This window comes from Mesorhizobium sp. M8A.F.Ca.ET.218.01.1.1 (assembly GCF_004791165.1).
GTDB lineage: Bacteria > Pseudomonadota > Alphaproteobacteria > Rhizobiales > Rhizobiaceae > Mesorhizobium.
Genome location: NZ_SRUZ01000002.1, coordinates 93,891 through 119,818 on the forward strand (window position 1 = coordinate 93,891; position 25,928 = coordinate 119,818).

At 63.1% G+C, this 25,928-nt stretch carries 28 protein-coding genes and 1 tRNA gene; 17 read left to right on the forward strand and 12 right to left on the reverse strand.

Annotation, left to right across the window (positions count from 1 at the left end; translation table 11 throughout):
* The first annotated feature begins 296 nt into the window (after positions 1 to 296).
* The 4 genes from EN861_RS06810 to EN861_RS06825 all read left to right on the forward strand — a co-directional run bounded on the left by EN861_RS06810 (position 297) and on the right by EN861_RS06825 (position 4,503).
* Positions 297 to 2,090, forward strand: coding sequence for a hypothetical protein (locus EN861_RS06810; protein WP_135863104.1), 1,794 nt, complete (start codon positions 297 to 299; stop codon positions 2,088 to 2,090).
* Positions 2,091 to 2,104: 14 nt separating this feature from the next.
* A complete protein-coding gene (locus tag EN861_RS06815; protein WP_281041209.1) occupies positions 2,105 to 2,995 on the forward strand; it encodes an autotransporter outer membrane beta-barrel domain-containing protein in 891 nt (296 codons plus the stop codon).
* A gap of 31 nt (positions 2,996 to 3,026) precedes the next feature.
* Complete coding sequence (locus tag EN861_RS06820) at positions 3,027 to 3,875, forward strand: DUF6065 family protein (protein WP_245464328.1); 849 nt, start codon at positions 3,027 to 3,029, stop codon at positions 3,873 to 3,875.
* A gap of 412 nt (positions 3,876 to 4,287) precedes the next feature.
* The gene (locus tag EN861_RS06825; RefSeq protein ID WP_127872069.1) at positions 4,288 to 4,503 is read left to right on the forward strand and encodes a hypothetical protein; all 216 of its coding nucleotides are present in this window, start codon (positions 4,288 to 4,290) and stop codon (positions 4,501 to 4,503) included.
* Between the two features lie 44 nt (positions 4,504 to 4,547).
* On the opposite strand, the gene EN861_RS06830 is transcribed toward EN861_RS06825, so the two are convergent.
* The 5 genes from EN861_RS06830 to EN861_RS06850 all read right to left on the reverse strand — a co-directional run bounded on the left by EN861_RS06830 (position 4,548) and on the right by EN861_RS06850 (position 6,656).
* Positions 4,548 to 4,916, reverse strand: coding sequence for a cell envelope integrity protein TolA (locus tag EN861_RS06830; RefSeq protein ID WP_135863108.1), 369 nt, complete (start codon positions 4,914 to 4,916; stop codon positions 4,548 to 4,550).
* Between the two features lie 15 nt (positions 4,917 to 4,931).
* On the reverse strand, positions 4,932 to 5,234 hold the full coding sequence (locus EN861_RS06835) for a hypothetical protein (protein WP_135863110.1): 303 nt from the start codon (positions 5,232 to 5,234) through the stop codon (positions 4,932 to 4,934).
* 451 nt (positions 5,235 to 5,685) lie between these two features.
* Positions 5,686 to 5,760: transfer RNA gene (locus tag EN861_RS06840), tRNA-Glu, on the reverse strand.
* A gap of 85 nt (positions 5,761 to 5,845) precedes the next feature.
* The gene (locus EN861_RS06845) at positions 5,846 to 6,259 is read right to left on the reverse strand and encodes a VOC family protein (protein WP_135863113.1); all 414 of its coding nucleotides are present in this window, start codon (positions 6,257 to 6,259) and stop codon (positions 5,846 to 5,848) included.
* Positions 6,260 to 6,272: 13 nt separating this feature from the next.
* Positions 6,273 to 6,656: a fimbrial protein gene (locus tag EN861_RS06850; protein WP_127277834.1), complete on the reverse strand. Its 384-nt coding sequence runs from the start codon at positions 6,654 to 6,656 to the stop codon at positions 6,273 to 6,275.
* 26 nt (positions 6,657 to 6,682) lie between these two features.
* Here EN861_RS06850 and EN861_RS06855 point away from each other — a divergent pair, with 26 nt between their 5' ends.
* Positions 6,683 to 7,738, forward strand: coding sequence for an RluA family pseudouridine synthase (locus tag EN861_RS06855; RefSeq protein WP_135863115.1), 1,056 nt, complete (start codon positions 6,683 to 6,685; stop codon positions 7,736 to 7,738).
* A gap of 190 nt (positions 7,739 to 7,928) precedes the next feature.
* The gene (rpoH, locus tag EN861_RS06860) at positions 7,929 to 8,840 is read left to right on the forward strand and encodes an RNA polymerase sigma factor RpoH (RefSeq protein WP_015315375.1); all 912 of its coding nucleotides are present in this window, start codon (positions 7,929 to 7,931) and stop codon (positions 8,838 to 8,840) included.
* A gap of 260 nt (positions 8,841 to 9,100) precedes the next feature.
* Here rpoH and EN861_RS06865 read toward each other — a convergent pair whose 3' ends face one another.
* The 4 genes from EN861_RS06865 to EN861_RS06880 all read right to left on the reverse strand — a co-directional run bounded on the left by EN861_RS06865 (position 9,101) and on the right by EN861_RS06880 (position 11,642).
* Positions 9,101 to 9,973 carry an MBL fold metallo-hydrolase gene (locus EN861_RS06865; protein WP_127277836.1) on the reverse strand — a complete coding sequence of 291 codons (873 nt, stop codon included), beginning with the start codon at positions 9,971 to 9,973 and terminating at the stop codon, positions 9,101 to 9,103.
* 145 nt (positions 9,974 to 10,118) lie between these two features.
* The gene (locus tag EN861_RS06870) at positions 10,119 to 10,778 is read right to left on the reverse strand and encodes a peroxiredoxin (protein WP_015315373.1); all 660 of its coding nucleotides are present in this window, start codon (positions 10,776 to 10,778) and stop codon (positions 10,119 to 10,121) included.
* A gap of 214 nt (positions 10,779 to 10,992) precedes the next feature.
* A complete protein-coding gene (locus EN861_RS06875; RefSeq protein ID WP_135863117.1) occupies positions 10,993 to 11,358 on the reverse strand; it encodes a cell division protein ZapA in 366 nt (121 codons plus the stop codon).
* 11 nt (positions 11,359 to 11,369) lie between these two features.
* A complete protein-coding gene (locus EN861_RS06880) occupies positions 11,370 to 11,642 on the reverse strand; it encodes a DUF4164 domain-containing protein (RefSeq protein WP_015315371.1) in 273 nt (90 codons plus the stop codon).
* 262 nt (positions 11,643 to 11,904) lie between these two features.
* On the opposite strand from EN861_RS06880, the gene tkt reads away from it, so the two are divergent.
* The 7 genes from tkt (at position 11,905) to EN861_RS06915 (ending at position 21,476) form a co-directional block, all read left to right on the forward strand.
* A complete protein-coding gene (gene tkt / locus EN861_RS06885; protein ID WP_135863119.1) occupies positions 11,905 to 13,896 on the forward strand; it encodes a transketolase in 1,992 nt (663 codons plus the stop codon).
* A 205-nt stretch (positions 13,897 to 14,101) separates the two neighbouring features.
* Positions 14,102 to 15,112 carry a type I glyceraldehyde-3-phosphate dehydrogenase gene (gene gap / locus EN861_RS06890; protein ID WP_135863121.1) on the forward strand — a complete coding sequence of 337 codons (1,011 nt, stop codon included), beginning with the start codon at positions 14,102 to 14,104 and terminating at the stop codon, positions 15,110 to 15,112.
* A 186-nt stretch (positions 15,113 to 15,298) separates the two neighbouring features.
* Positions 15,299 to 17,179, forward strand: a complete 1,881-nt coding sequence (locus EN861_RS06895; protein WP_135863123.1) for a potassium/proton antiporter — start codon at positions 15,299 to 15,301, stop codon at positions 17,177 to 17,179.
* 159 nt (positions 17,180 to 17,338) lie between these two features.
* Positions 17,339 to 18,535 (forward strand): phosphoglycerate kinase, encoded by a 1,197-nt coding sequence (locus tag EN861_RS06900; RefSeq protein ID WP_135863125.1) that lies wholly within the window; start codon positions 17,339 to 17,341, stop codon positions 18,533 to 18,535.
* 148 nt (positions 18,536 to 18,683) lie between these two features.
* Entirely contained in the window at positions 18,684 to 19,709 is a 1,026-nt protein-coding gene (locus EN861_RS06905) for a class I fructose-bisphosphate aldolase (protein ID WP_127278668.1), read from the forward strand.
* A 178-nt stretch (positions 19,710 to 19,887) separates the two neighbouring features.
* Positions 19,888 to 20,625, forward strand: coding sequence for a thioredoxin family protein (locus EN861_RS06910; RefSeq protein WP_127278669.1), 738 nt, complete (start codon positions 19,888 to 19,890; stop codon positions 20,623 to 20,625).
* Positions 20,626 to 20,762: 137 nt separating this feature from the next.
* Positions 20,763 to 21,476 (forward strand): SGNH/GDSL hydrolase family protein, encoded by a 714-nt coding sequence (locus EN861_RS06915; protein ID WP_127278670.1) that lies wholly within the window; start codon positions 20,763 to 20,765, stop codon positions 21,474 to 21,476.
* A gap of 27 nt (positions 21,477 to 21,503) precedes the next feature.
* On the opposite strand, the gene EN861_RS06920 is transcribed toward EN861_RS06915, so the two are convergent.
* Together EN861_RS06920 and EN861_RS06925 are read right to left on the reverse strand one after the other, a co-directional pair.
* Positions 21,504 to 21,665: a hypothetical protein gene (locus EN861_RS06920; protein ID WP_015315363.1), complete on the reverse strand. Its 162-nt coding sequence runs from the start codon at positions 21,663 to 21,665 to the stop codon at positions 21,504 to 21,506.
* Positions 21,666 to 21,782: 117 nt separating this feature from the next.
* Positions 21,783 to 22,736 (reverse strand): ring-cleaving dioxygenase, encoded by a 954-nt coding sequence (locus EN861_RS06925; protein WP_127278671.1) that lies wholly within the window; start codon positions 22,734 to 22,736, stop codon positions 21,783 to 21,785.
* Positions 22,737 to 22,999: 263 nt separating this feature from the next.
* Here EN861_RS06925 and EN861_RS06930 point away from each other — a divergent pair, with 263 nt between their 5' ends.
* The 4 genes from EN861_RS06930 (at position 23,000) to EN861_RS06945 (ending at position 25,104) form a co-directional block, all read left to right on the forward strand.
* Entirely contained in the window at positions 23,000 to 23,167 is a 168-nt protein-coding gene (locus tag EN861_RS06930) for a hypothetical protein (RefSeq protein ID WP_015315361.1), read from the forward strand.
* Positions 23,168 to 23,248: 81 nt separating this feature from the next.
* Positions 23,249 to 23,839, forward strand: a complete 591-nt coding sequence (locus EN861_RS06935; protein ID WP_127278672.1) for a DJ-1/PfpI family protein — start codon at positions 23,249 to 23,251, stop codon at positions 23,837 to 23,839.
* 65 nt (positions 23,840 to 23,904) lie between these two features.
* Positions 23,905 to 24,312, forward strand: coding sequence for a hypothetical protein (locus EN861_RS06940; protein WP_127278673.1), 408 nt, complete (start codon positions 23,905 to 23,907; stop codon positions 24,310 to 24,312).
* A gap of 72 nt (positions 24,313 to 24,384) precedes the next feature.
* Complete coding sequence (locus tag EN861_RS06945; RefSeq protein WP_013529238.1) at positions 24,385 to 25,104, forward strand: YafY family protein; 720 nt, start codon at positions 24,385 to 24,387, stop codon at positions 25,102 to 25,104.
* A 64-nt stretch (positions 25,105 to 25,168) separates the two neighbouring features.
* Here the strand turns inward: EN861_RS06945 and EN861_RS06950 are convergent, their stop codons facing one another.
* Positions 25,169 to 25,864 (reverse strand): DUF1013 domain-containing protein, encoded by a 696-nt coding sequence (locus tag EN861_RS06950; protein WP_127278222.1) that lies wholly within the window; start codon positions 25,862 to 25,864, stop codon positions 25,169 to 25,171.
* Positions 25,865 to 25,928 lie beyond the last annotated feature (64 nt).

A 25,928-nucleotide genomic window follows, 5' to 3' on the forward strand; every position in this document is an offset into this window, starting at 1 on the left:
CGGCCTGAGCTAAATCATGGACTCAGGAGCATTGCGAACCCCGTCGGCAAAGCTGGATGTCTGGCCACCAGGCAGTTCCGGCGCGATAAAATGCGAGGAAGATTAACGTGGTCTCTCGGGCGGCAGTGCTTCGTCGTAATCTTTGCTTGATCTGAGATCATATACGACCAGAGGCCAATGTTGCACATATGACACGTCAATTCCAGTAATCATTCTCGACAATTTCATGAGATTGACAATCCTGACGATGCAAACCAACGTCTGTACCGGGGTGCGCGGCTGTTATGGATTGACCTATGGCTGAGCGGTTTCGCACGTCCAGAATTGCCTATTTGAAAGCCGTTCGAACTCATCCCGCCGAGCGCATGAACGCGGCCAACGGATCCGAGAGGACCTCGGCCCGATTTCCCGATCAGCGCGCAGCCAAGCGAGGTTGCCGAAACCCTCTGACGGTTCGCAACATGCTTCTTCAGTCTGTTGCGTCCGCCTCGCTTCTTTGCCTGAGCGATCTGCGGGCTTTTGCCGCCTGCGTGGAAGCGCCTCCCGGTACCCTGATTATTGAATGCAGGGGGCAAATCAATAGCGGCTTCACGTCCGCGGGGTTGTCGGTCACGGTCAATGCCGATTCCACGGCGGTTTTCAACGCTCCCGTCACGATTGAGGGACCGGGCACAAGCACGTTCAACAATCTAGGCACGGCCAACGCCGATGTGATCGCTATAGGCAACACCAGTTTCACCTTGAACAACGCAGGCGTGCTGGACAATGCCGTTCGCGCGACCGACAACGGCACCTTCCAGCTAAACAACCATGGCCTGATCGACGGGGGCGTCTTTCTTGCGGGGTCGGGTGTCAACAACATCATCAACTTTGCCGACGGTCAGGTTCAGAACGGCGTCACCAGCACGGGCAATTCCAACGATGCCGTGATCAACCTAGGGTTCTTCGCCGGCTCGATCAGCCTCGGCGCCGGAGATGATGTACTGGATCTGGCCGCGGGAGATGTTCAGACTTCCGTCGACATGGGCTCGGGTAACGACAACTTCAGGTGGATCGTCGGCAATGTCGCAGCGACCGTGCAGATGGGCGATGGCGATGACACTGCCCTTTTTGTCCGTCTCACGCAAAACAACCTGACCGCCGGCAAGATCATCGACGGCGGCTTGGGGACCGACACGCTTACCTGGGACCATACCACCAACGACCAGGGTGCTCAGCAGGGCGACCAACCCACGAATATTGTCAACTGGGAAGACTTCAGGCTCACCAACCGGTCGCAGCTGAGGTTCATCTTTACGACGGGCGTTCTGACGCTCGGCGACACGCAAACAGGAACTGGGACGCTCTCTATCGATTCCACCAGTTCGGTCCTGGCGGGCAATTCGTTCGGTTATGGGGTCGTGCCGTTCGATTCGTCGCAGCTGGTCACGGTGAACAATGCCGGGGCCATCGACCTAACGAATGATTCGCCGGCGCCCGGCACCGGAACCTCCCTGCATGACACGTTCACGATCCACGGCAACTACGTCGGCCAGGATGGTCGTCTTTTGCTCAACACCTTCCTTGGCACCGACAATTCTCCCTCCGATCGGCTTGTTATCGAGAATGGCGCGGGGCGTGGCTCGACCAGCATTCTTGTGACGAATGTTGACGGGCCTGGCGCCCTGACGACCGGCAACGGCATCCAGGTTGTCGATGCGACCAACGGCGCCACCACCACTGCCGGCGCGTTTGCGCTCGGCGGCCCCGTCGCCGCCGGTGTATTCGAATACAATCTGTTTCGCGGCGGCGTGACGCCATCAGCGGCCACGGATAACGACTGGTTCCTGCGCAACACAGTGTCGCCGCCACCGCCGCCACCACCGCCACCACCGCCACCGCCGCCACCGCCGCCGCCGCCACCGCCGCCACCGCCGCCGCCACCGCCGCCGCCACCACCGCCGCCACCACCGCCGCCGCCACCACCACCGCCGATCCCGAACGTTCGTCCGGAGGTTCCGGGGCATGTGATCGCGCCGCTCGTTGCACAGCGAATGGGGCTGATGACGCTCGGCACTTTCCATCAAGACGCGGCGACCAGTCGCTTCTGATCGGTGATGGCGCCTTGATATATTCAGCCCCCGACTCGCAGGGCTCGGACATGCCGGCGGATGGCAGCCCGCCGCCCGCCGTTTGGGGCCGCGTGTTCGGTGCTCAAAGCGATCTTGGCGCCGACGCAACGCTCAGCATCGCCGACTTCAAAATTGGACCGGAATTCAACGGCAATTATTGGGGCCTGCAGATTGGCAGCGATATCGCAGGCGTCGAACACGACAACGGCCATGTCGACCGTTTCGGGTTGTTCTACACGCATGCCGAAGCGTCCGGCGACATCAGCGGCAACGTGCTGGGCGGCCTGGAGTTGCCCGCCGGAAGTCTCGATCTGACCGAAAACAGCATCGCCGGTTACTGGACCCACACAGCACCTAGCGGCTGGTATGTCGATGTCGTGGCCAAGTACGCCTGGCTTGACGGCACCTCCGAATCGAATCGCGGAATCGGCAGCGATGTTCAGGGCAACAGCTTCGCCGCCTCGGCCGAGACGGGCCTGCCCTACATGTTTGCCCAAGACTGGGCGATTGAGCCGCAAGCGCAGCTGATATGGCAGCGCATCCACTTCGATGACAGCCGGGATCCATTCTCCGCCATCGGCCACGACCCGTTCGACGCAATGACCGGGCGAATCGGGGCACGCCTGGAACACAGCATGGGAAAGGTGCTGGCACATGCCGGCATCAACCTTTGGCACGGCTTTTCGGCGGAGTCGGTCGTTACCTTCAACACCACCCCGCTTGTGCTTGACACCAGCGGAACCTGGCTCGAGCTGAATGGCGGCGCGGCCTTCGACGTCAGTAATAACGTTTCAGCATTCGGCGACGTCAGCTATTCGTTCGATATCGACAGCACCCATCAGCAGACGTTCGGCGGCCAGATCGGACTGAAGGTGAGATGGTAACGTGCCGATGTGAGTACCTGGGCCGCGCCTCGTGGCGAGCGCGACCTTGCACCAGGCTGGTGCGTCCCAGGCGATGGCGAATCCTGTTGCCATCGAGGGCGGTCAAGAGCGAAACTCGTTCAGGCAACAACAGAGCCTCCATCTCATGAATCAGCTTATCGCCTACGTCGCCGAGGGACATGAGTTGCGCATCCGGCCTGCACCGCCCGAACGGGACTGGATGGACAATACCGACGAGCGGTTTGCCTACCGATGCCTGCCGCTGAACATAGCCAATGCTCATGGCTGGGAAATTTTGTGCGCGACTGCCTTTTCGGCCATCTGGGACGGCCGCGGCAGCGTCGACGCTATCCGAATAAAGCCAAAACCTGGAACTGTTCCACCAGCGGTCACCCATTTTGGCAACGGAACGCTCACATTCCACGTCCCTTGTCTTTTCCGGACGGACCCTGGAACCAATCTGTTCGTGACCGGCCCCCTCAATCGTCCGAAAGACGGCATCGCGGCACTGTCGGGGATCATCGAGACTGATTGGTCACCCTACACTTTCACCATGAACTGGAAGTTCACGCGCCCGAACCAGAGGGTACATTTTGAAACCGGCGAACCTTTTTGCCATTTGTTCCCGCTCGCGCGTGGCGGTCTCGACAGCGTGACGCCGGAGCTACGCAACCTTGCTGAAAATCCGGAGCTCCAAGGCGAGTTCAAGCATTGGTCGGAAAGCCGGGACAACTTCAACGCCGCGCTGGCCGATCCGGCATCAAGACCTGCCCAGGACAAATGGCAGAAATCATATTTCCGCGGTGTATACCCATCGGGGGCCCCCTGTCCGGAGGGGCACCAAAGCAGACTGCGCTTGCGACCATTCGCAACGAAATGATCGCGTGCGTCGACGGTTCGATGATTTGCGGAGCAACGACCGAGCAGTTGGTCCACCCAAAGTAAATCGAACCCTGTTCCCGCGCGCCCACCAGCTTTGGGACGACGACGGGCATGTCATCTGGAATGAAAGCACGTTGCGGTAACCGGTGATTTGAAATCGGACCTGTCGTCCGGATCGATATCCGCCTAAAGGCTGACCGCGTCGTCGGGCTGACGGCCCGCACACTCACGGATCAGGACGCCGGGGAAGTGATCCCCAGCAACATCAAGACCAGCAAGCTGGACTTCTCGGCCTCCAACCGGGGGCATTGAGCGATCCCTCTAGCCGATGCGATCAATCAGGCGTTACCGGTGGCTGGCCTTGAAACCTTTGCCCGTGCTGCTGCGTTGAAGGGCGAAGGAGAACGCAGATGTCGATCCACTTCACGGTATCGGAACTGACAAGAAACCTTTTTCACTCTCTCGGGCTGGATCACGAGCGTGCCCCACGGCCGCTTAATGCCGAGCAAAACCTGTTGCTGGAGTGCTATCTCGCAGGGCAGATTCCGGAATCGGCCTGGAGCGACTATGTCTTCGAGACACCGGACCTGGCACGGCATGCCGAACTGCGGCGCCTGAGCCATTGATCTGCCGGCTGGGGAAAAAGGCTCGGCAGCAATTGTCTTGAGAGCTATTTCTTGGGTGAAACGAATTGCAACGTGAAGACGTTGCCGCCAATGCCTTGCGCCAGATCAGGTGAAAAATTCAGCGGCGTGCAATTCTTGACCGCGGCGACGGCCGCATCAATGAACGACTTGCGCGCCTTCTCGTCCCCGGCCACGTTGGCCGCGGTTGGCCGCGGCGGACCGATCAGAGTGCCGTCGCGCTTGAAACTGAAGCTCAGGGTTACAGTCGAATTCCCGGCATCGGCGGGCGGCGTCCAGCATGACTGGATCGCGGCTCCGACATCGTCCATGTTGTTGAGTGTTGCGGCATTCGACGGACAGACGATCCCTATCGACATCACACCCGCAATGACCAGTTCGGCAACACCCTTCATCGCAAGCCCTCATCGTCACGACCAGCCGGCAATCCGCACGGGACCGCCGGGATCGATGGTAGAGCCAACACCGGCAATGGCAATATCCCTTGCCAAAAAGTTGTTCGGACAGAGCATGGCCAATGTGAGCCAATAGCCGAAAACAAAAAGGCCGGCACTGAGCCGACCTTTCCTTTTCACCTCGGCAGTTGCGCCAGTACATCCGTGGTCGCGGGCCGAAAGCGAATTGACCCCAATAGACAGGCTATTGGTAAACCAGACCTTAACGCGCCTGTCGTCCCACGCGCCCAGTCGGGAATCGCTGAGCCGCGAAGCCATCCTCTTGCGGCAGGACGGCCTATGCGACCGCCCTGAATTCGGCTTCTGGCACCGTCCCGAGACCCGCGCACTGCGCGCACACCATGGTCTTTCCGGGACAACCACTTTGATGCGTCCCTTGCGGGCAGCAATGCCCTTTTGACGCACGCCATCTGGAGCAATCGAAAACCTTGCCGCCGCCATGGCAGTGCGTGCATATCATCGTCACGGAAGTCATTCCAAACTCTACCCGACCCGAAATCCGCGTTGCCGCGAAAGCTACCCCGCCCCGCAAGTATCAGAGATCGCAGCGCTTTCAAGCGCCCCGGCCTGACTTAAATTGGGTGGATCCGGGCACACGACGTCCCGGGCTCTCGCGGCATTTGCGCGCTCTTTCGAGGCATGCAGAGCCCATGCCGGTACTGGTGAGAAATTGTTCGATTGTCCTGAGATCAACGACCGCGCCGTTGCTTGGTACGCCCAAGGGGAATCGAACCCCTGTTCCCGCCGTGAGAGGGCGGTGTCCTGACCGCTAGACGATGGGCGCGCTCAAGAAGGGGCGATATAGGCTGGCGGCTGGCAAAAAGCAACTGGGCTTTCCAGACTTCGTGGACTTTGCCGAACGGCTCTGATCAGCCCTGCCGTTTCGGCTCGATCAGGTCCCAGAGATTGCCATGGAGATCGGCGAAAACGGCCACGGTGCCATAGGCTTCGCAACGCGGCGCCTCGCGGAACTCGATGCCCTTGTCCAGCATCATTGCGTGGTCGCGGGCAAAGTCGTCGGTTTCGAGGAACAAGAAGACCCGGCCGCCGGTCTGGTTGCCGATGCTTTTCCTCTGCGCCTCGTCGGATGCTTCGGCAAGCAGCAGCCTGGCGCCCTGCCCGTTTGCCGGCGCGACGATCACCCAGCGTTTGCCGCCGCCGAGATCGACGTCCTCGACCAGCAGAAAGCCCAGCCGGCCGACATACCAGGCGATCGCTTCGTCATAGTCTGCGACAACCAGCGCCACGGTCGCGACACGGCGATGTTCGGAGTATCCGGCCACCGTCTTTGCCTGCCTATTTGTTGCGGATTGCAAAACGGCCGATCAGGCGGCGCTCTGCTATATCATAGACGAAGATCGCACGGCTCCCGTCCGCGAGTTCTGCATCGATCGAAAGACGATCGCCCGACAGCGACTGACTGACCACCTTGGCGCCCACCGGCAGGACGATATCGGCGCTGGCCGGCTCGCCCGCCGGCGTCTGGACGTCGCCGGACAGCGCCGGGTTGGCCGGCGGCGCCTTGCGTGATTTGTAGACAATCGCCGCGATCACCACCATAAGAGCCAGAAAGAGCAGGCCGAGATTAATGGCCATGAAGCGGATGAGCTTGCCGCGCAGCTTGTCGACCTCGGGGTCAAGCGGCTTTTCCTGTTCTTCATCGGCATCGGGCCGGGCCATGGCAAATATTCCAGAATGGTTTTTCGATGAGCGCTCATAGCGAAGAGGCCCCCGAATTGATAGAGGACCTGTTGATGGGGGCTGCGCCCACCTTGCTGGTCGCCGGCGCGGATGCGGCCGGCCAACGCCTGGACCAGTGGCTGGCGGCGGCCCTCGGCCCGGACATGTCACGCAGTCGCGTGCAGATGCTGATCAGGCAAGGCGCCGTCGTCATCGACGGCAAGCCGGTCGACGAAACCAAGCGCAAGATGAGCGCCGGCGAAAATGTGTCGGTGGCCATGCCGGAACCGGAGCCGGCGCAGCCACAGGGCGAGAACATCGCACTCGACGTGCTCTACGAAGACGACGAGTTGATCGTCATCAACAAGCCTGCGGGGCTGGTCGTGCACCCCGGCGCCGGTAACTGGACCGGCACGCTGGTCAATGCGCTGATCCACCATTGCGGCGACAGCCTGTCTGGCATCGGCGGGGTACGCCGGCCGGGCATCGTCCATCGCCTCGACAAGGAGACAAGCGGCGTCATGGTGGTCGCCAAGACCGACCGCGCCCACAAGGCGCTGTCGGAGGCCTTCGCCGACCACGGCCTGACGGGCGACCTCGAACGAGCCTACCTTGCGCTGGTCTGGGGCATACCGCAGAGGCCGACTGGAACGATCGACGCGCCGCTTGGCCGCGCCGCCGACCGGGTGCGCCGCGCTGTCGTGCCGGAGGGCCGCGACGACGCGCGCCACGCCGTCACCCGCTTTGCCGTGCAGGAGCGTTTCGGCGAGGACCAGCGGGAATTCGCCACCGCAAGCCTCGTCGAATGTCGGTTGGAAACCGGCCGCACCCACCAGATCCGCGTTCACATGGCCCATATCGGCCACCCCGTCATCGGCGACCCCGATTACGGCCTGGCGTTCCGTACCAAGGCCAACCGACTGCCGGAGCCCCTGAAAAGTCAGGTCAAGGCATTTTCCCGGCAAGCTTTGCATGCCTGGCTCCTTGCATTTCGGCATCCCACCACCCATCTAACGATGAGGTTCGAGGCGCCGATACCGGGGGACATGGAGGAACTCGTCGGCAGCTTTCGCAAACTCTGAACCTGCCATCAAAAAACCTGAGTGGCATTGTTCACTTCAACGTGACACACTGTTTCGTGTTGAACAAATGCCTGTCTTTTCTGGTTTTGTTCCTGTATAAGTTCTGATGTCGCGGGCGAGCCTTTTGGTGCTCGCGTCACATGCCCGCCGTGTTTCGGGGGCATCACTCCAATAGAGAGGGGGCGCTATCATGGCCCAGTCATTACCCAGTATCGTTTCCGGCGAAGGCGGCCTCAGCCGCTATCTGGAAGAAATCCGCCGCTTTCCCATGCTGCAGCCGCAGGAAGAGTACATGCTCGCGAAGCGTTACGCCGAGCATGAAGACACCACGGCCGCGCACAAGCTCGTCACCAGCCATTTGCGGCTCGTCGCCAAGATCGCCATGGGCTATCGCGGCTACGGTCTGCCGATCGGCGAGGTGATCTCGGAAGGCAATGTCGGCCTGATGCAGGCCGTCAAGAAATTCGAACCCGAGCGTGGTTTCCGTCTCGCCACCTACGCCATGTGGTGGATCAAGGCCTCGATCCAGGAGTACATCCTGCGCTCGTGGAGCCTCGTCAAGATGGGCACGACCGCCAACCAGAAGCGTCTGTTCTTCAATCTCCGCAAGGTGAAGGGCAAGATCCAGGCGCTGGACGACGGCGACTTGAAGCCCGACCAGATCGCCGAGATCGCTACGAGGCTGAACGTTTCCGAGGCCGAAGTGGTGTCGATGAACCGCCGCCTGTCCGGCGACGCGTCCCTCAACGCGCCGATCCGGGCGACGGAAGGCGAGTCCGGCGAATGGCAGGACTGGCTGGTCGACGACCACGAAAGCCAGGAAGAGATGCTGATCGAGCAGGACGAGCTGGAAAACCGGCGCGGCATGCTGTCGGGCGCTCTGGCCGTGCTCAACGATCGCGAGCGGCGCATCTTCGAGGCGCGTCGCCTCGCCGAGGAGCCGCTCACTCTGGAAGAACTGTCGGCCGAGTTCGATATCAGCCGCGAGCGCGTTCGCCAGATCGAGGTGCGCGCCTTCGAGAAGGTGCAGGATGCCGTCAAGGCCGCCGCCAAGCGCCAGATGCAGGCGCTGCGTACCATCGAGGCACAGCCGGCGGCTTAAAGCCGGGATCAGCCAGGAATATCAAGGCGGCGTCAGGAAACTGGCGCCGCTTTTTTGTTTGGCGAAGCCGACGACACAGCCCTTTCTCCCCGTCACTCTACGGGGAGAAATGTCCGGCAGGACAATGAGGGGCGGCACCGAGATTGCGCGATTGCCACCGGCGCAGCAACTGCCAAACATCATCGCCAAACGTCGGCGCCGCCCCTCATCCGGCTGCCGCCACCTTCTCCCGTATACTAACGGGGAGAAGGGACCGACCCTCACAACCCGTCCAGTGGAAATTTGAGGTACCGCCGGCCATTGGCTTCCGGTTCCGGCAGCCGGCCGCCATTCATGTTGACCTGCAGCGCATGCAGGATCAGCCGCGGCATCGGCAATGTGCGGTCGCGCGCCTCGCGTAGCGCCACGAACTCGGCCTCGGTGCGCGCGGCGACAAGATGGGTGTTGGTGGATTTCTGTATCGCCACGGTGCTTTCCCACAAGGGCTCGCGGCCACCGGGCTGATAGTCATGGCCGACGAAGACACGCGTCTCGTCGGGCAACGCCAGGATGTCCTGGATCGAGCGCCAGAGCCGTGCGGCGCTGCCGCCGGGGAAATCCGCCCTCGCCGTGCCGCTGTCGGGCATGAACATCGTGTCATGCACGAAGGCCGCATCCCCCACCACATAGGTGATCGACGCCAGCGTATGTCCTGGCGAGAACAGCACCTTGACCGGAAGGGTTCCGATCCGGAACGTCTCGCCCTCGGCGAACAACCTGTCCCACTGCGTGCCGTCGGCGCGAAAATCGGGCCAGTTGTAGATGACCTTCCACAGGGCCTGGACGTCGACGATCCTGTCGCCGATCGCCATCGGCGCTCCGGTCTTCTGTTTGAGGTAATGCGCCGCCGAGATATGGTCGGCGTGCGGGTGGGTGTCGAGGATCCATTCGAGCTCCAGCCCGTTCTCCCCGACGAAACCGAGCAGGGCATCCGCGCTCCTCGTACCGGTTGCGCCGGATCTCTCGTCGAAATCCAGGATCGGATCGATGATGGCACATCGCTTCGTCGCCGGGTCCGTGACGACATACTGAATGGCCCCGGTCGGCTTGTCATAGAAGCCGCTGACCAAAGGCCTGGCCAAAGCTACATCCACGTCCGGCTCCCTCACCCCACGGCCGGCAGGAACGATTTTCTCCACCGGAACCCATTGCGGGCATGGTTGTCCGCTCCCGCGGGCCAGTCAAGCATGACTTGGCTCGCAGAAGCGGAAAACCAAAAACGGTTGCGACGCTTTGGCTTCAGGCGGAAGGCTGTTTGGTCTTCCTGAGATAAGGCAGGATGGTCTCGTAGGCGCCGAAGCGCTTGATCGCATCCTCGTTGGAAACGGCGGCGGTGATGATGACGTCCTCGCCCTGCTTCCAGTTCGCCGGCGTCGCCACCTGGTGCTTGGCTGTGAGCTGCATGGAATCGACCGCGCGCAGGATCTCGTCGAAGTTGCGCCCTGTCGTCATCGGATAGGTCAGCACCAGCTTGATCTTCTTGTCCGGTCCAATGACGTAGACCGAGCGCACGGTGGCGTTGTCGGCGGGCGTGCGGCCTTCCGAGGTCTCGCCGGCGCCGCCTGGCAGCATGTCATAGAGCTTGGCGACCTTGAGGTCCTTGTCGCCGATCAGCGGATAATGCACCGAATGGCCGGTGGCCGTCTTGATGTCGTCCTGCCATTTGCCGTGGCTTTCGACCGGGTCGACCGAGATGCCGATGATCTTGACGTTGCGCTTCTTGAACTCGCCCTCGAGACCCGCCATCGTACCAAGCTCGGTCGTGCAGACCGGCGTGAAATTCTTCGGATGGCTGAACAGGATCGCCCAGCCGTCGCCGATCCAGTCATGGAATTTGATGGCTCCCTGCGTGGTTTCTGCGGTGAAGTCCGGCGCAATGTCGTTGATACGAAGACTCATGACCTATCCCTACCCCTTGTGAAATGTAGCCGGTATTCTTTTCGCCGGCCGGTGCCGGCGCCCGATCGTAGCACCGCAGCGTGACTGATTAAACGCTGGAGATGACGGCTATTCAGCCGGCGGGCAAAAATTTTTCCGTGTCCGCGGATCGGGCGCGAAAAATAAGGCGCGACATCGGGCATGAGACAAACGCCAGGGATCGGCGAGGCGCGCCTCAGGCCTTGGTGATCGCCAGCGACGTCGCCAGATCTTCCATCCGCTGCGCCAGGGCGCCAAGCGCGCTGGTCAGCACGCTGTCACTCTTGTCGGCCTTGGTCAGCGCCTCGTCGCGCGTCTTGCGCAAGGTCAGCACTTCGCTCTCCATGCCCTTGACGCGCTTCTGCAGTTCGGAAAGCTCGTCCATCACCATGATGCCGGCCATGACGGTCAGCCGCTGGTCGCCGATCTCGCCAAAGGAATCCTTCAGATGCGAGACATAGCGGTCGAAGCGTTCGGCGAGATCGACCAGATGCTCTTCCTGGCCCTCGTCGCAGGCCATGCGGTACTGCTTGCCGTCGATTGAAACCGTGACCTGTGCCATCGGGCCAGCTCCTATCTGTCCAACACGGCGCGGATGGTTTCCATCGCGGTCACCAGCCGTCGCGAGACTTCCTTGTTGGCGTCTTCCAGCCGTTCGGCGCGCGCTTCGGAATTGTCGAGCTCCTGCGCCAGCCGGGAGCGATCGGCATTCATCCGCTGCACTTCGGCCTCGGCTTCCGAATAGTCTCGTTCATGCTCGAGCTTGGCCGCGACGGCATTTTCCAGCCCCTCGATGGCCTTGCTCAGCCTGGCGATTACTTCCTTGAGCGTGGTTTCCCCGGTCATGGCCTTCGTCCTGTGCCCTGCCCATCACCGAATCGTTCGCGTTCAGAACGCGTTATGTCAGAAACATTAGGCACCGGGTGAAGGCAACGTCAACAAAGCTCTCGCGACTGTCCCCCGCTAACGCTAATGTAGGCCCGCCGACGGCATCACAAGACCGGCAAATCTGCACCCGATTTGTTGACTAAAAGCCCGCGCCTGCTATGTGTCGCGCACCCTTTTCAAGGGCTCTCCCAAGCCCTCAAACCCCCACCTCGGAGGAACCATGACGTCGCGTGAACAACATGACCGGATGGCCAATGCGATCCGTTTTCTCTCCATGGACGCCGTCGAGAAGGCGAATTCCGGCCATCCCGGCCTGCCCATGGGCTGCGCCGACATCGCCACGGTGCTGTTCACCCGCTTCCTGAAATACGACCCCAAGGCCCCGCACTGGGCCGACCGTGACCGCTTCATCCTGTCGGCCGGCCATGGCTCGATGCTGCTCTACTCGTTGCTGCATCTGACAGGCTACGAAGACATGACCATCGACCAGATCAAGCACTTCCGCCAGTTGGGTTCGAAAACGGCGGGCCATCCCGAATACGGCCATGCCACCGGCATCGAGACCACGACCGGCCCGCTCGGCCAGGGCCTCGCCAATTCGGTCGGCTTCGCGCTCGGCGAGCGCATCATGAACGCCGCCTTCGGCAATGACCTCGTCGACCACTACACCTATGTGCTGGCCGGCGACGGCTGCCTGATGGAAGGTGTGTCCCAGGAAGCCATCGCGCTTGCCGGTCACCTCAAGCTCAACAAGCTGATCGTCTTCTGGGACAACAACAACATCTCGATCGATGGCCCGGTATCGCTCGCCGACAACACCGACCAGGTCGCCCGCTTCCAGGCCTCCGGCTGGAACGCCAGCCATATCGACGGCACCGATCCGGAAGCGATCGCCTATGCCATCGAAGCTGCCCGCCATTCCGACAAGCCGACGATGATCGCCTGCAAGACGACCATCGGCTTCGGCGCCCCGACCAAGGCCGGCACCAACAAGGCGCACGGTTCACCGCTCGGCGCCGACGAGATCGCGGGCGCGCGCAAGTTCTTCAACTGGGACTCGCCGCCCTTCGAGATTCCGGCTGACATCCTCGACGCCTGGCGCACCGCCGGCAAGGCCGGCGCCAAGCCGCGCACCGACTGGGAAGGCCGCCTGGCCAAGGCCGATCCGAAGCTGAAGGCCGAATTCGAGCGCCGCCTCGCCGGCAAGCTGCCAGGCAATTTCGACGCCGTCATCGCCGACTACAAGAAGAAGCTCTCGGCCGACAAGCCGAAGGTCGCCACCCGCAAATCGTCGGAAATGGCGCTCGAAGTGATCAATGGCGCGGTGCCGGAGACCATCGGCGGCTCGGCGGATCTGACCGGCTCCAACAACACCAAGACCAGCCAGACCAAGAACATCACGCCGGACGACTACGGCCAGCGCTATGTCCACTACGGCATCCGCGAGCATGGCATGGCTGCCGCGATCAACGGCTTGACGCTGCATGGCGGTCTCATCGCCTATGGCGGCACCTTCATGTGCTTCTCCGACTATGCCCGCCCCTCGATGCGGCTTGCCTCGCTTATGGGCATTCGCTCGATCTTCGTCATGACCCATGATTCCATTGGTCTGGGCGAAGACGGCCCGACCCACCAGCCGGTCGAGCACCTGGCGGCCCTGCGCGCCATCCCGAACCACAATGTGTTCCGTCCGGCCGACGCCGTGGAAACCGCCGAATGCTGGCAGATCGCGCTCGAATCCGAAAAGACGCCGTCGACCCTGGCGCTGACCCGGCAGAACCTGCCGACCGTCCGCACCGAGTTCACCGAAAAGAACCTGAGCAGCCAGGGCGCCTATGAACTCGCCGCCGCCAGCGGTGAAGCCGCGGTGACGATCTTCGCCTCCGGCTCCGAGGTTGAGATCGCGCTCGGCGCCCGCGACCTTCTGGAAAAGCATGGCCACCCGACCCGTGTCGTCTCGGTGCCCTGCTTCGAACTGTTCGACAAGCAGAGCGACGCCTATCGCAAGAAGACCATTGGCGACGCGCCGATCAAGATGGCGATCGAGGCCGGCATCCGCCAGGGCTGGGACCATCTCATCGGCTCCGATGGCATCTTCATCGGCATGACCGGCTTCGGCGCCTCCGGCACCATCGAGCAGCTCTATCCGCATTTCGGCATCACCGCCGATGCGGCTGCCAAGGCCGCTGAAGCCCGCCTTCACGGCAAGTGAGGCCCGGGCAGGTCGCCCAAAATTGCATCGCGGCGTTGGGAACGACATGCACCAAACAAAATCCGGCGAGATCGCGTGAAAAGCGGTTTCGCCGAACTGGCCTAACCTAATCGATTTAAATCTGGCCCGCTGCGGCTGGATTCTTCGCCCGTCCGCCGCTATGAAGCTGCGGACCAATCGCCTTCCAGCTCCCAGGGAGAGAATAATGACCGTCAGAGTTGCCATCAACGGATTTGGCCGCATCGGCCGCAACATCCTGCGCGCCATCCATGAGTCCGGCCGCAAGGACATCGAGGTCGTCGCCGTCAATGATCTCGGCCCGGTCGAGACCAATGCCCACCTGCTGCGCTTTGACAGCGTGCACGGCCGCTTCCCCCATGAAGTGTCGGTCGACGGCGACCAGATCACCGTCGGCAAGGAGAAGTTCAAGGTCACGGCGATCAAGGACCCGACACAGTTGCCGTGGAAGGAACTCGGCGTCGACATCGCGCTCGAATGCACCGGCATCTTCACCGCCCGCGACAAGGCCGCCGCGCACCTGACCGCCGGCGCCAAGCGCGTGCTGGTCTCGGCTCCCGCCGACGGCGCCGACCTCACCGTCGTCTACGGCATCAATCACGACAAGCTGACCAAGGACCACATCGTCATCTCGAATGCGTCCTGCACCACCAACTGCCTGGCGCCGCTTGCGGCCGTCCTGCATGAAACGGTCGGCATCGAAAAGGGCATGATGACGACGATCCATTCCTATACGGGCGACCAGCCGACGCTGGACACCATGCACAAGGATCTCTACCGCGCCCGCGCCGCCGCCCTGTCGCAGATCCCGACCTCGACCGGTGCCGCCAAGGCGATCGGCCTCGTGCTGCCCGATCTCAAGGGCAAGCTCGACGGGATCTCGATCCGCGTGCCGACGCCGAATGTCTCGGTCGTCGACTTCAAGTTCATCGCCAAGCGCGCGACCACGGTCCAGGAAATCAACGAAGCGGTCATCGCCGCCTCCAACGGCAAGCTGAAGGGCATCCTCGGCGTTACCCATCACCCGAACGTGTCGATCGACTTCAACCACGATCCGCGCTCCTCGATCATGGCGCTCGACCAGACCAAGGTGATGGACGGCAACTTCGTTTCGGTGCTGTCGTGGTACGACAATGAATGGGGCTTCTCCAACCGCATGAGCGACACCGCCGTGGCTTTCGGCAAGACCATCGCCTGATCGAGGATCTGTCTTCCCGACACTCGAAACGCCCGGCTTCGTCCGGGCGTTTTCGTTTGCCGGAGCAGCAACGCGAAAATCGGCGGCGCGGGGCAAAAAACCACCCTCCCGCCTTGCACTGGTCACGCCTTCGCCCCACTCTCCCGTAAAGCCAGCAAGCAGAGGAATTCGAGGGGCAAATCACGGATGGAGCATGCGATCTATCTCGTTACGCTGGTCGGCACGGCGCTTGTTGTCGCCGCCGCGTTTTCGAGCCTGATCGCCTTCCGCTTCGGCGCCCCCCTCCTGCTCCTGTTTCTGTGCATCGGGCTCGCCACCGGAACCGACGGCCTCGGCATCCAGTTCGACAACGCCCGTATCGCCTATTTTGCCGGCTCACTGGCGCTCGCCGTCATTCTGTTCGATTCCGGTTTCGGCACGCCGCTCAACGCATTGCGGCAGGCGGCAGGACCGGCCCTGTCGCTGGCGACCTTCGGCGTGCTTCTCACCACCGGCCTGTTCGGCGCCGCCGCCTACTATCTGCTCGATCTCAGCTGGCTGGAATCCTTCCTGCTCGGTGCCGCCGTCGCCTCGACCGACGCGGCGGCGGTGTTCTTCCTGCTGCGCGCCGGCGAGATCAATCTGCGCGAGCGCGTGCGCTCCACGCTCGAGGTGGAATCGGGCACCAACGATCCGATCGCCATCTTCCTGACCATCACGCTGGTCGAGATCATCGCCGCCCACGCCAATCCCGAAGCCAATGTCCTGGTCACCAACCTGATCCTCGGCTTCCTCGTCAACATGGGCCTCGGCGCCATCGTCGGCGTGCTTGGCGGCCTCGCCATCGTACGCCTGGTCGATCGGCTCAACCTCGACCATGGCCTGCTGCCGATCTTCGTGCTGACCCTGTCGCTGATGGTCTTCGCGGCCGCCGGCGCGATTGGCGGCTCGGGCTTCCTGGCGGTCTATATCGCCGGGCTCATCGCAGGCAATTCCGACATCCGCGCCGTCACCATCCTGAAGCGCTTCCAGGACGGCATGTCGTGGCTGGCGCAGATCATCATGTTCCTCATCCTCGGCCTGTTCGCCACGCCCTCGCAATTTCCGGCGATCATGGTGCCTGCGATAGCGCTTGGCCTGTTCCTGATGTTCATTGCCAGACCTGTCGCCGTGTGGCTCTGCCTGATCCCATTCCGCCTGCCGCGTCCCGAAGTCGCCTTCGTCTCCTGGGTCGGCCTGCGCGGCGCCGTCTCGATCCTGCTCGCCATCACACCGCTGCTCGGCGGGCTGGAGAACGGCCGCACCATCTTCAACGCCGCCTTCATCATCGTTCTGGTGTCGCTGGTCATCCAGGGCTGGACGGTCGGCCCGCTGGCGCGTCGCCTCGGTCTGATCGTGCCGGCGCGGCTCGGACCGCTGGACAAGGTCGAACTGGAACTGCCCGGCTCCGCGCATCACGAACTCCTTGCCTATCGTGTGGCGCCGGGCAGTCCGGTGGCGCGCGGCGAGCGCATCCCGCGCTGGGCGCGGCCCTCGCTGGTGCTGCGTGACGGCCGTTCGATGCGTTTCCAGGACATGGGCCGGCTCGCCGCCGGCGATCAGGTCTACATCTTCGTGCCCGACCGCTATCCGCGCCTGCTCGACAAGCTGTTTGCCAGCCGCGCCGTGGTCGACCCGGAGGATGCCGATTTCTTCGGTGCCTTCGCCGTCGATCCGGCGCGTTCCGCAGCCGAACTGGAAGCCGCCTATGCGCCCGGTCTCACCGAGGCCGAGCAGAAACAGACCGTCGGCGCGCTGGTCACAGCGCGGCTCGGCGGCCATGCCGAATATGCCGACCGCGTGCTGCTCGGCCCGATCGAACTGATCGTCAGGGATGTCGACGACAAGGGCAGGATCACGGGTCTGGGCCTCTCCTTCGAGCCGACCGCGCCGGTTGCGCGCGTGCCGGTCTTCCTCAGCGCCGGCGAGATGGGCGACCGTCTGAGCGCCTTTATCCGCAACTGGCGCAAGCCGGCCGAGGCGCAGGTGGCGGCACAAGCGGATGACACCCCTGAGCCGCCGGTCGAGAAGGCATCGGTCGAACGCTGACTCGGGCGACCGTTTGCACCGCCCCCACATACGCCGGAGTGGTATTCACGGACTATGTCCGCGCCGGTCTCAAAATTTCGCATCCGACCTCGGCCTAAGCCTTGCATCGCCGCCGATGCGGGGTATGGTCCCGGCGATTTTCAGACGAAAGGGACCGGCATGGCTGCCTTCAAGACACTGGACGACATCGGCAACATAAGCGGCAAGCGCGTGCTGGTGCGCGTCGACCTCAACGTTCCCGTCGCCGACGGCAAGGTCACCGACGCCACCCGCATCGAGCGCATCGCGCCGACCATCGCCGAATTGTCCGGCAAGGGTGCCAAGGTCATCCTGCTCGCCCATTTCGGCCGGCCCAAGGATGGCCCCTCGGCCGAATTCTCGCTGGAGCCGATCGCCAGGGCCACCGCGCAGGTGCTCGGCCGCCCCGTCGGCTTCGCCTCCGATTGCGTCGGCGACACGGCGGGCAGCGCTGTCGCCGCCATGGACAAGGGCGACGTGCTGCTGCTCGAAAACACCCGCTTCTACAAGGCCGAGGAGAAGAACGATCCCGCCTTTGCCGAACAGCTCGCCGCCAATGGCGACATCTTCGTCAACGACGCCTTTTCGGCGGCCCACCGGGCGCACGCCTCGACGGAAGGGCTGGCGCGCCTGCTGCCATCCTTTGCCGGCCGCACCATGCAGGCCGAACTCGAGGCGCTGGAGAAGGGCCTGGGCAATCCGGTGCGTCCGGTCGTCGCCATCGTCGGTGGCGCCAAGGTCTCGACCAAGATCGACCTGTTAATGAACCTGGTGAAGAAAGTCGACGCGCTGGTTATCGGTGGCGGCATGGCCAACACCTTCCTCGCCGCGCGCGGCACCGATGTCGGCAAGTCGCTTTGCGAGCATGACCTGGCCCCGACCGCCAAGCAGATCATGATCGAGGCCGCCGAAGCCGGCTGCGCCATCATCCTGCCGGTCGACGGCGTCGTCGCCAAGCAGTTCAAGGCGGGCGCCGCCTGCGAGACCGTCGCCATCTCCGACGTGCCGGCCGACGGCATGATCCTCGATGTCGGCGCCAAGACCGTGACGACGATCGGAGAGTGGATCGACCGCGCGGCGACGCTGGTCTGGAACGGTCCGCTCGGCGCCTTCGAGATCGAGCCGTTCGATCACGCCACGGTGGCGGCGGCCAAACATGCGGCCGCGCGCACAAAGGCCGGCAAGCTGGTCTCGGTCGCCGGCGGCGGCGATACGGTGGCGGCGCTCAACCATGCCGGTGTCGCCGACGACTTCACCTATGTCTCGACCGCCGGCGGCGCCTTCCTGGAGTGGATGGAAGGCAAGCCGTTGCCCGGCGTCGACGTGCTGAAGCGCTGAAGCGTTCGGCCGCTCCCCGGCAATTCGATCAACTCGAAGGGAGCCGGCGGCGGCGCCGGCGACTTTCAATCGATTCGAGCTTTCCGGCGTCATTCCTTTGGCGGTAGTGTTCTGCTAGGCGCAGATCAACCGGTTCAGGAGAAGCAGAATGAGCGAACGTCTCGAAGACATTGCCGCCGCGATCGTGGCCAACGGCAAGGGCCTCTTGGCCGCCGACGAAAGCTCCGGCACCATCAAGAAGCGCTTCGACGTCATCGGCGTCGAATCGACCGCCGACAGCCGCCGCGACTACCGCGAGATGATGTTCCGCTCCAGGGACGCGATGACCAAGTACATTTCCGGCGTCATCCTCTATGACGAGACCATCCGCCAGAAGGCCGCCGACGGCACGCCTCTGGTCGACATCATCAAGGCATCAGGCGCCATTCCCGGCATCAAGGTCGATGCCGGCGCCAAGCCGCTGGCCGGCTTTCCCGGCGACACCGTCACCGAAGGCCTCGACGGCCTGCGCGAACGGCTTGCCGACTATTACAAGCTCGGCGCCCGCTTCGCCAAATGGCGTGCGGTGATCGACATCGACACCGCCAGGGGCGTCCCCTCGGCCACCTCGATCGGCGCGAACACCCATGCGCTCGCCCGCTATGCCGCCCTTTGCCAGGAAGCCGGCATCGTGCCGATCGTCGAGCCTGAAGTGCTGATGGACGGCGCCCACGACATCGGCACCTGTTACGAGGTTTCCAAGGCGACGCTGACAAGGCTCTACGACGAACTCCACGCGGCCCGCGTCGTGCTTGAAGGCACGATCCTGAAGCCGAACATGGTCCTGTCGGGCAAGAAGTCGGGCATCGTGGACAGTCCCGAGCAAGTCGCCGAAAAGACCATAAAGCTGTTCCGCGAGACGGTGCCGGCGGCGGTACCGGGCATCGCCTTCCTCTCCGGCGGCCAGGAGGACGAGGAGGCGACCGCCAACCTCAACGCCATCAACGCCATCGGTCCGCACCCGTGGAAGCTGACCTTCTCCTACGGCCGCGCGCTGCAGGCGGCGCCGCAGAAGGCCTGGAGCGGCAAGGCGTCCAACATCGCCGCCGGCCAGGCCGCCTTCACCCACCGCGCCCATATGAACCATCTGGCCGCACTCGGCAAATGGAAGGCGAGCCTGGAACAGGCTGCCTGAAGACCCCCTGCTATCCCTTCCCTTCAAACCCGGGCCGACGTGCCCGGGTTTTTTGTTTTGGCGCGCCGGCCTTGGGGCCAGGCATTCGCATTCTTATTTCCTCTGGGCATTCCTGGCAGCGGCGATGTCGGCTCGCGCCCATCCCGTACGTCCTTGGGGTGCAGACAGGGAGAAGTTCATGCATCGCAACAAGGTCGTTTCGCGCGAAGACTGGTTCGAGGCCCACAAGGCACATCTAAACCGCGAGAAGGAACTGACGCGGTTACGCGAACGCGTTGCGGCCGAGCGGCGGCAGCTACCCTGGCTGAAGGTGCGGAAGGATTATGTCTTCGAGACGGAACACGGACCAAAGAAACTGGCCGATCTCTTCGCCGGCCGCAGCCAGCTGATCGTCTACCACTTCGTGTTCGCGCCGGGCTCGACGCATCACTGCGAGAGCTGTGCCTTCGTCGCCGATCACATCGACGGCGCCAACCAGCATCTCAGGCATCATGACGTGTCGCTTGTCGTGATCGCGCGCGCGCCGCTCGCCGAGCTGCTGCCTTACAAGCAGCGCATGGGATGGAAATTCGACTGGGTGTCCTCCTATGCCTCGGATTTCAACTTCGACATGCAGGTCTCCTTCACCGACAGGCAGATCGCCTCCGGCGAAGCCGTCTATAATTTCGAGACACCGGTATCGACGTCGAAGGACCTGCCTGGCACCACTGTCTTCTACAGGGAGGAAGCCGGTGACATCTTCCTGACCTTCATGTCGCGCGCCCGTGGCAGCGAGCAGTTCATCGGCGCCTATCAATATCTCGACATGGCGCCGAAAGGCCGTGGCGAGACCGGCCCCTATGGCACTTCGATGGACTGGGTGCGGTTGCACGACGACTATGGAAACAGGTCGCGGCAGGACGACGCTTGCCCCTAGGGCAATTTCAGAAAAAGCGTGAAACGGTTTCCCGTCCGGAATTGCGCCAAAACAAAGGGCATGGGTCGATGAGGCGGGATCCGTTCACGCCGATCAAAACATGCGCTAAGGCTGCCTCGTCATTTCACGGTATTGCCATGCGTTTCCCGACCATCCTCACCTGGCTCGCCTTCCCGGTCTATGTCTGGCAGGGGTTGGGCGTGCGCCGCCGCACCTCGCGCATGCTGCCGGCGCAAGGCCCGGTCATGCACGAGATCTCGGGCCAGGCCCCGGTGATGTCGCTGCTGGTCCTGGGCGATTCCTCCGCCGCGTCGGTCGGCATCGGCAATTCCGAAAACGGCCTTGCCGCGCAGCTCGCCGTGCTGATTGCGCAGCGCACGGGCAGCGCTGTGCGCTGGCGTGCCGCCGGCTTCAATTCGGCGACATCTGGCCAGATCCGCGACCATGTCCTGCCCAATTTGTCGGCCGATCCGTGGACGCATATCATGCTCGCCATCGGCACCAACGACACCAAGAATTTTCATTCCGTGCCGCGCTTCAAGAAGGAGTTCGGCGGCCTGCTCTACGCGCTGCGCGCCAAATGGCCGGAGGCGCGCGTGGTATGGTCGCCGGTGCTGGAGTTCACGCGCGCGCCGGCCATGCCGTCGCTGCTCGGCAAGATCCTCGAGGTCCGCGCCACCGCGATGAACCGGATGGGCGAACGCCTCTGCCTGGAACGCGGCGCGGTGCCAGCGCCGCGCCTGCCGATCACCAACCCTGAAGCCGGTTTTGCCTCCGACGGGTTCCATGCCTCGGAGGCCGGCTACCGGGCCTGGGCGGAACATCTCGTCGGCCCTGTGCTTGGCGACTGAATATCTATGGCCAGGCGGCGCGACAGCTTAGGTCAAATGCCCGAGCACGGCCGCCAGCGAAATCGCCGCCATGGCAAGAAGCGCCAATTTCCAGAAATCGCCGCGTCGCCTGAGCCCGGGCCAACCGAGCGGCTTGATGAGCTGGATCACCATGAACCCGACGATGACAAGGGCGAGGAGTTTCGTCATGCCGCCTTTGACCAGCAACGCCGTCACCTGTCAAAGCGGTTTCGCTCGGTCTCCGGGAAAGAAAGACGCCGCGATCCAGAACCGGAACGCGGCGCCCGCACCTAACCGCGCAACGATCTACTTCAGCGGCTTGAGGCCAGCCTCGATCGAAGCGCGTTTTGCCTCCAGGAACGGCGGCAGGGCAAGGCTTTCGCCGAGCGTTTCCAGCGGCTCGTCGGCGGTGAACCCCGGCCCGTCGGTGGCGATCTCGAACAGGATGCCGTTCGACTCACGGAAATAGAGCGAGCGGAAGTAGTAACGCTCGACCTCGCCGCTCGACGGCAGACGGAATTCGGCAAGACGCGCCGTCCATTGATGGAGCGTCTCCTGGTCGGGCGCCCTGAAGGCGACGTGGTGAACCGCACCGGCGCCTTGCCTTGCGGGCGCCAGCCCGGGCTGCACGGCGACATGAAGCTCCGCCGCCGGCCCGCCCGCGCCCATTTCGAAGACGCGGACCTGGCCCTCGCCGTCCGGCGAGGCATAGTCGCGTACCTTGCGCATGTTCATCACCCTGGTCAGCACCGCCTCGGTGTTGGTGATATCGGGAACACTGATGACGATTGGCCCGAGCCCGCGGATCTGATGTCCGGCCGGCACCGTGCTTTGCGCCCAGGGATGGCTGCCGCCCTTTCCGTCATCGCTGACGAGCCGCAGGCGCTGGCCTTCGGGGTCTTCGAAATCCAGCGACTTGTAGCCACCGATATCAGCGATCTCTCCTGTCACGATACCTTCGCTGGCAAGGTGCTGCTTCCACCAGGCAAGGCTCTCCTGGCTGCCGACCCTGAGGCTGGTCCGCGCGATGCTGTGCGTGCCACGCCGTTCGCGGCCGACCGGCCAGTCGAAGAAGGTCAGGTCCGTACCCGGTGTTGCCTCGCCGTCGGCATAAAAGAGATGGTAAGCCGAGGTATCGTCCTGGTTCACCGTTTTCTTGACGAGCCGCAGGCCCAGCACCTTTGTGTAAAAGTGCAGATTGCCGGGCGCATTGGCGGTGATGGCGGTCAGATGGTGAATTCCTGTCAGTTGCATGCTCATGGTCGTCTCCCTGTTTTTGGGGAAGAATTTTCTCCTTTCATATCAGAACTCCGGTCGTCCCGCTTAAGGCCGCCTGTCCCGACAGTTTGTCGCCAGGCGATGAACAATACGGCCAGATTGGCTGATCTTGGTGAACGACCCGCACCCGCAGGACCTGCCATGACGAGAACGGAACTGTCGCGATACGACCTGCCATCCTCCTGACAGACTGCTGTCAGGAGGGGTATGCGATACTGCCTCCAGTTAGAGAGAGGAGATTGGTCATGAACGGTTTTACCATTCTGCGTGGCATGCAGCACTATGTCGGCAAGATCCGCACGATGCGCAACGAGATCCGCACGCAGCGGTTCATGAACGCGCTGCCCGCCGACATTCGCAAGGATATCGGCTGGCCCGACATGTATGCCGAGCGTCGCCATCACGGCAATTGAGCAGAATTTTCAAGCCAGCGGTTGGAGGCTGACACGTCAGCACCCAGATATCAGGTCCGGCGCGAGGGATGGAGCGAGCTCATGCCCGAGAACAAGACAATCGGCTTCCTTTTCATCGAGGGCTTTGCCGACTGGGAATATGGGTTGCTGGCGGCCTCGGCGGTCGAGTGGTTCGGCGCTCGCGCCGTGTCGCTGACGCCGGGAGGCAAGCCGGTGACCGGAATCAGCGGTTTTCGCCTGACACCGGACCGTTCGGCGGACGCCGATGACAATATCGATCTCGATGCCGTGGCCGTCATCGGTTCCGACCAGTGGGCGGGCAAGGCGCCGCCGGATGCTTCCGAACTGCTGACGGCCGTCGCGGCGCGCGGCGGTGTCGTTGGCGGCATTTGCGCCGGGACGCTGGCGCTGGCCCGAGCCGGCATGTTCGAGAAGGCCAGGCATACCAGCAATGGCCGTGACTGGATCAACCGCCACGAAGCCGGCTATGCCGGCGACGGCAATTATCAGGACGTGCCGCACGCCGTGGCCGACGGCAGGATCGTCTCCGCGCCGGGCTCGGCGCCCGGCACCTTCGCTCTCGCCTTTCTGCGGACGCTCTATCCCGAAAAAGGCAGCGATCTCGCGCAGATGCGGACGCTGTTCGCCAAGGAGTATGCTGAAGCCTCCTGACAGTATGCTGTCAGGAGGCGCGTGCGATGGTGACTGATGCGCATGGCCGGCCGAGAGGACGATCGATGAAAAGCTGGAACGACAGGCTGAACACGCCTGGCATCAACGGCGTGAAACCAACGCCGCGCACGATGGGAGACGTCGTCGAGGGCCAGCCCATGCTGGTGCCAACCGCGCGCCAGGTCCATGATTTCATCCGCTCGATTCCTGAAGGTGTCGAGATGGACGTTCGCGCGTTGCGCACCGCGCTCGCCATTGAGCACGGCGCCGAAGTGACATGCCCGGTCACCATAGGCTATCATCTGCGCACGGTCGCCGAGGCAGCTAAGGAGGATTTCGAGCGCGGCATGACGCTCCGCGACATCGCTCCCTTCTGGCGCGTGCTTGATTCGAGGACGCCGACAACGAGGAAACTGTCCTTCGGCGCGGAATTCGTTGCCGCGCAGCGTAAGCGCGAAGGGCTGAAACCGTAATGCATGTCATGTGGAAGTGGACCCGGTCCGGGAGCCACGGCATGCATGGGAAAGACACTGGGGAAGCAAACGATGCGCCGCGCCGACAGGCTCTTTCAGATCGTGCAGCATCTGCGTGGCGGCCGCCTGGTCACCGCACAGAAGCTCGGCACATGGCTCGAGGTTTCCGAGCGAACCATCTATCGCGACATAGCCGACCTGCAGTCGACTGGGGTGCCGATCGACGGCGAGGCTGGCGTTGGCTACATGATGAGGGAGGGTTTCGACCTTCCGCCGCTGATGTTCACGCGTGACGAGATCGTGGCGCTGGTTGCCGGCGCCCGCATGGTGCGCGCCTTTGGCGGCGCTGCCATGGCGCGCGCCGCCGACGAGGCGCTGGTCAAGATCGGTGCCGTACTGCCCGATGCCGAAAAGGATCGCATCGCCCGCACCGAGATCCACACGCCGATGTGGGTGGTCAGCGACGCCGCCCGCGAGGCGATCGACCTGATCGAGCGCGCGGTCGAAAAACGCCAGGTGCTGACCATCGACTACTCGGACGAAGCCGGTCGCGGTACCGCGCGCGATATCAGGCCGCTCGGCCTATGGTTCTGGGGCAAGGTTTGGACGCTGGTCGCCTGGTGCGAGATGCGTGATGATTTTCGCGCTTTCCGCATCGACCGCATCGCCTCGGTGGTCATCGCCGGCCGCATCTTCAAGCCGGAACGCGGCAAGCAGCTCGCCGATTTCTACCGGGCGGTGGAGCGCAGCGAGGACTATGGCATGGCGCCCGACCGCGCGGCGCGAAGCTGAGATTTGCCCGACCGCACAAAAAAGCCCGCTCGAAGCGGGCTTTTTTGTCGAATTGGCGAAAAGCCTATTCCTCGTCGTCCTTATCGGTGTCCTTCGACTTCAGCGCTGACAGCTTGGCGAAGACGGCGTTGGCGTCGAGCTCCGCGTCCTCGTCCTTCGGCTTCTCCGGCGCCGGCACCAGCCGCTCGGTCAATGCCGCCGGCAACAGCGTGTCGCCGACCGGCTGCGCCTGTTCGCGGCCACGCGAGGCGCGGTTGACCTCCATGTCGAGGTCGATCTGCGAGGCGAGACCCAGCGTCACCGGGTCCATTGGCTGCAGATTGGCCGAGTTCCAGTGCTTGCGTTCGCGGATCTGCTCGATCGTCGACTTGGTGGTGCCGACAAGGCGCGAAATCTGCGCGTCCTTGAGTTCGGGATGGTTGCGCACCAGCCACAGAATGGCGTTCGGCCGATCCTGGCGCTTCGACAGCGGCGTGTAGCGCGGACCCTTGCGCTTGGATTCCGGCACCCGCACCTTGGGGTCGGAAAGTTTCAGGCGCTGGTTCGGGTCCTTCTCGGCGCGCGCGATCTCGTCGCGGGTCAGCTGGCCGGTCATGATCGGATCCATGCCCTTGATGCCTTGCGCCGATTCGCCGTCGGCGATCGCCTTGACCTCGAGCGGATGCAGCCCGCAGAACTGCGCGATCTGCTCGAAGGAAAGCGCGGTGTTGTCGACCAGCCAGACGGCGGTCGCCTTGGGCATCAGCAGCGTATTGGCCATCGCAAAAATCCTTCTCGTTCGCCCGCGTTCCCGCGCGGGCGGTGGTTTAGAGCCACCAAAATGG

What these genes read in the sequence shown, in the direction of transcription:
- EN861_RS06810 (WP_135863104.1), top strand. Translation starts at nt 297, where the DNA reads ATGGCTGAGCGGTTTCGCACGTCCAGAATTGCCTATTTGAAAGCCGTT.
- EN861_RS06825 (WP_127872069.1), top strand. Translation starts at nt 4,288, where the DNA reads ATGTCGATCCACTTCACGGTATCGGAACTGACAAGAAACCTTTTTCAC.
- EN861_RS06830 (WP_135863108.1), bottom strand. Translation starts at nt 4,916, where the DNA reads ATGAAGGGTGTTGCCGAACTGGTCATTGCGGGTGTGATGTCGATAGGG.
- EN861_RS06835 (WP_135863110.1), bottom strand. Translation starts at nt 5,234, where the DNA reads ATGGCTTCGCGGCTCAGCGATTCCCGACTGGGCGCGTGGGACGACAGG.
- EN861_RS06850 (WP_127277834.1), bottom strand. Translation starts at nt 6,656, where the DNA reads ATGGCCCGGCCCGATGCCGATGAAGAACAGGAAAAGCCGCTTGACCCC.
- EN861_RS06855 (WP_135863115.1), top strand. Translation starts at nt 6,683, where the DNA reads ATGAGCGCTCATAGCGAAGAGGCCCCCGAATTGATAGAGGACCTGTTG.
- rpoH (WP_015315375.1), top strand. Translation starts at nt 7,929, where the DNA reads ATGGCCCAGTCATTACCCAGTATCGTTTCCGGCGAAGGCGGCCTCAGC.
- EN861_RS06870 (WP_015315373.1), bottom strand. Translation starts at nt 10,778, where the DNA reads ATGAGTCTTCGTATCAACGACATTGCGCCGGACTTCACCGCAGAAACC.
- EN861_RS06875 (WP_135863117.1), bottom strand. Translation starts at nt 11,358, where the DNA reads ATGGCACAGGTCACGGTTTCAATCGACGGCAAGCAGTACCGCATGGCC.
- EN861_RS06880 (WP_015315371.1), bottom strand. Translation starts at nt 11,642, where the DNA reads ATGACCGGGGAAACCACGCTCAAGGAAGTAATCGCCAGGCTGAGCAAG.
- tkt (WP_135863119.1), top strand. Translation starts at nt 11,905, where the DNA reads ATGACGTCGCGTGAACAACATGACCGGATGGCCAATGCGATCCGTTTT.
- gap (WP_135863121.1), top strand. Translation starts at nt 14,102, where the DNA reads ATGACCGTCAGAGTTGCCATCAACGGATTTGGCCGCATCGGCCGCAAC.
- EN861_RS06895 (WP_135863123.1), top strand. Translation starts at nt 15,299, where the DNA reads ATGGAGCATGCGATCTATCTCGTTACGCTGGTCGGCACGGCGCTTGTT.
- EN861_RS06900 (WP_135863125.1), top strand. Translation starts at nt 17,339, where the DNA reads ATGGCTGCCTTCAAGACACTGGACGACATCGGCAACATAAGCGGCAAG.
- EN861_RS06905 (WP_127278668.1), top strand. Translation starts at nt 18,684, where the DNA reads ATGAGCGAACGTCTCGAAGACATTGCCGCCGCGATCGTGGCCAACGGC.
- EN861_RS06910 (WP_127278669.1), top strand. Translation starts at nt 19,888, where the DNA reads ATGCATCGCAACAAGGTCGTTTCGCGCGAAGACTGGTTCGAGGCCCAC.
- EN861_RS06915 (WP_127278670.1), top strand. Translation starts at nt 20,763, where the DNA reads ATGCGTTTCCCGACCATCCTCACCTGGCTCGCCTTCCCGGTCTATGTC.
- EN861_RS06920 (WP_015315363.1), bottom strand. Translation starts at nt 21,665, where the DNA reads ATGACGAAACTCCTCGCCCTTGTCATCGTCGGGTTCATGGTGATCCAG.
- EN861_RS06925 (WP_127278671.1), bottom strand. Translation starts at nt 22,736, where the DNA reads ATGAGCATGCAACTGACAGGAATTCACCATCTGACCGCCATCACCGCC.
- EN861_RS06930 (WP_015315361.1), top strand. Translation starts at nt 23,000, where the DNA reads ATGAACGGTTTTACCATTCTGCGTGGCATGCAGCACTATGTCGGCAAG.
- EN861_RS06935 (WP_127278672.1), top strand. Translation starts at nt 23,249, where the DNA reads ATGCCCGAGAACAAGACAATCGGCTTCCTTTTCATCGAGGGCTTTGCC.
- EN861_RS06940 (WP_127278673.1), top strand. Translation starts at nt 23,905, where the DNA reads ATGAAAAGCTGGAACGACAGGCTGAACACGCCTGGCATCAACGGCGTG.
- EN861_RS06945 (WP_013529238.1), top strand. Translation starts at nt 24,385, where the DNA reads ATGCGCCGCGCCGACAGGCTCTTTCAGATCGTGCAGCATCTGCGTGGC.
- EN861_RS06950 (WP_127278222.1), bottom strand. Translation starts at nt 25,864, where the DNA reads ATGGCCAATACGCTGCTGATGCCCAAGGCGACCGCCGTCTGGCTGGTC.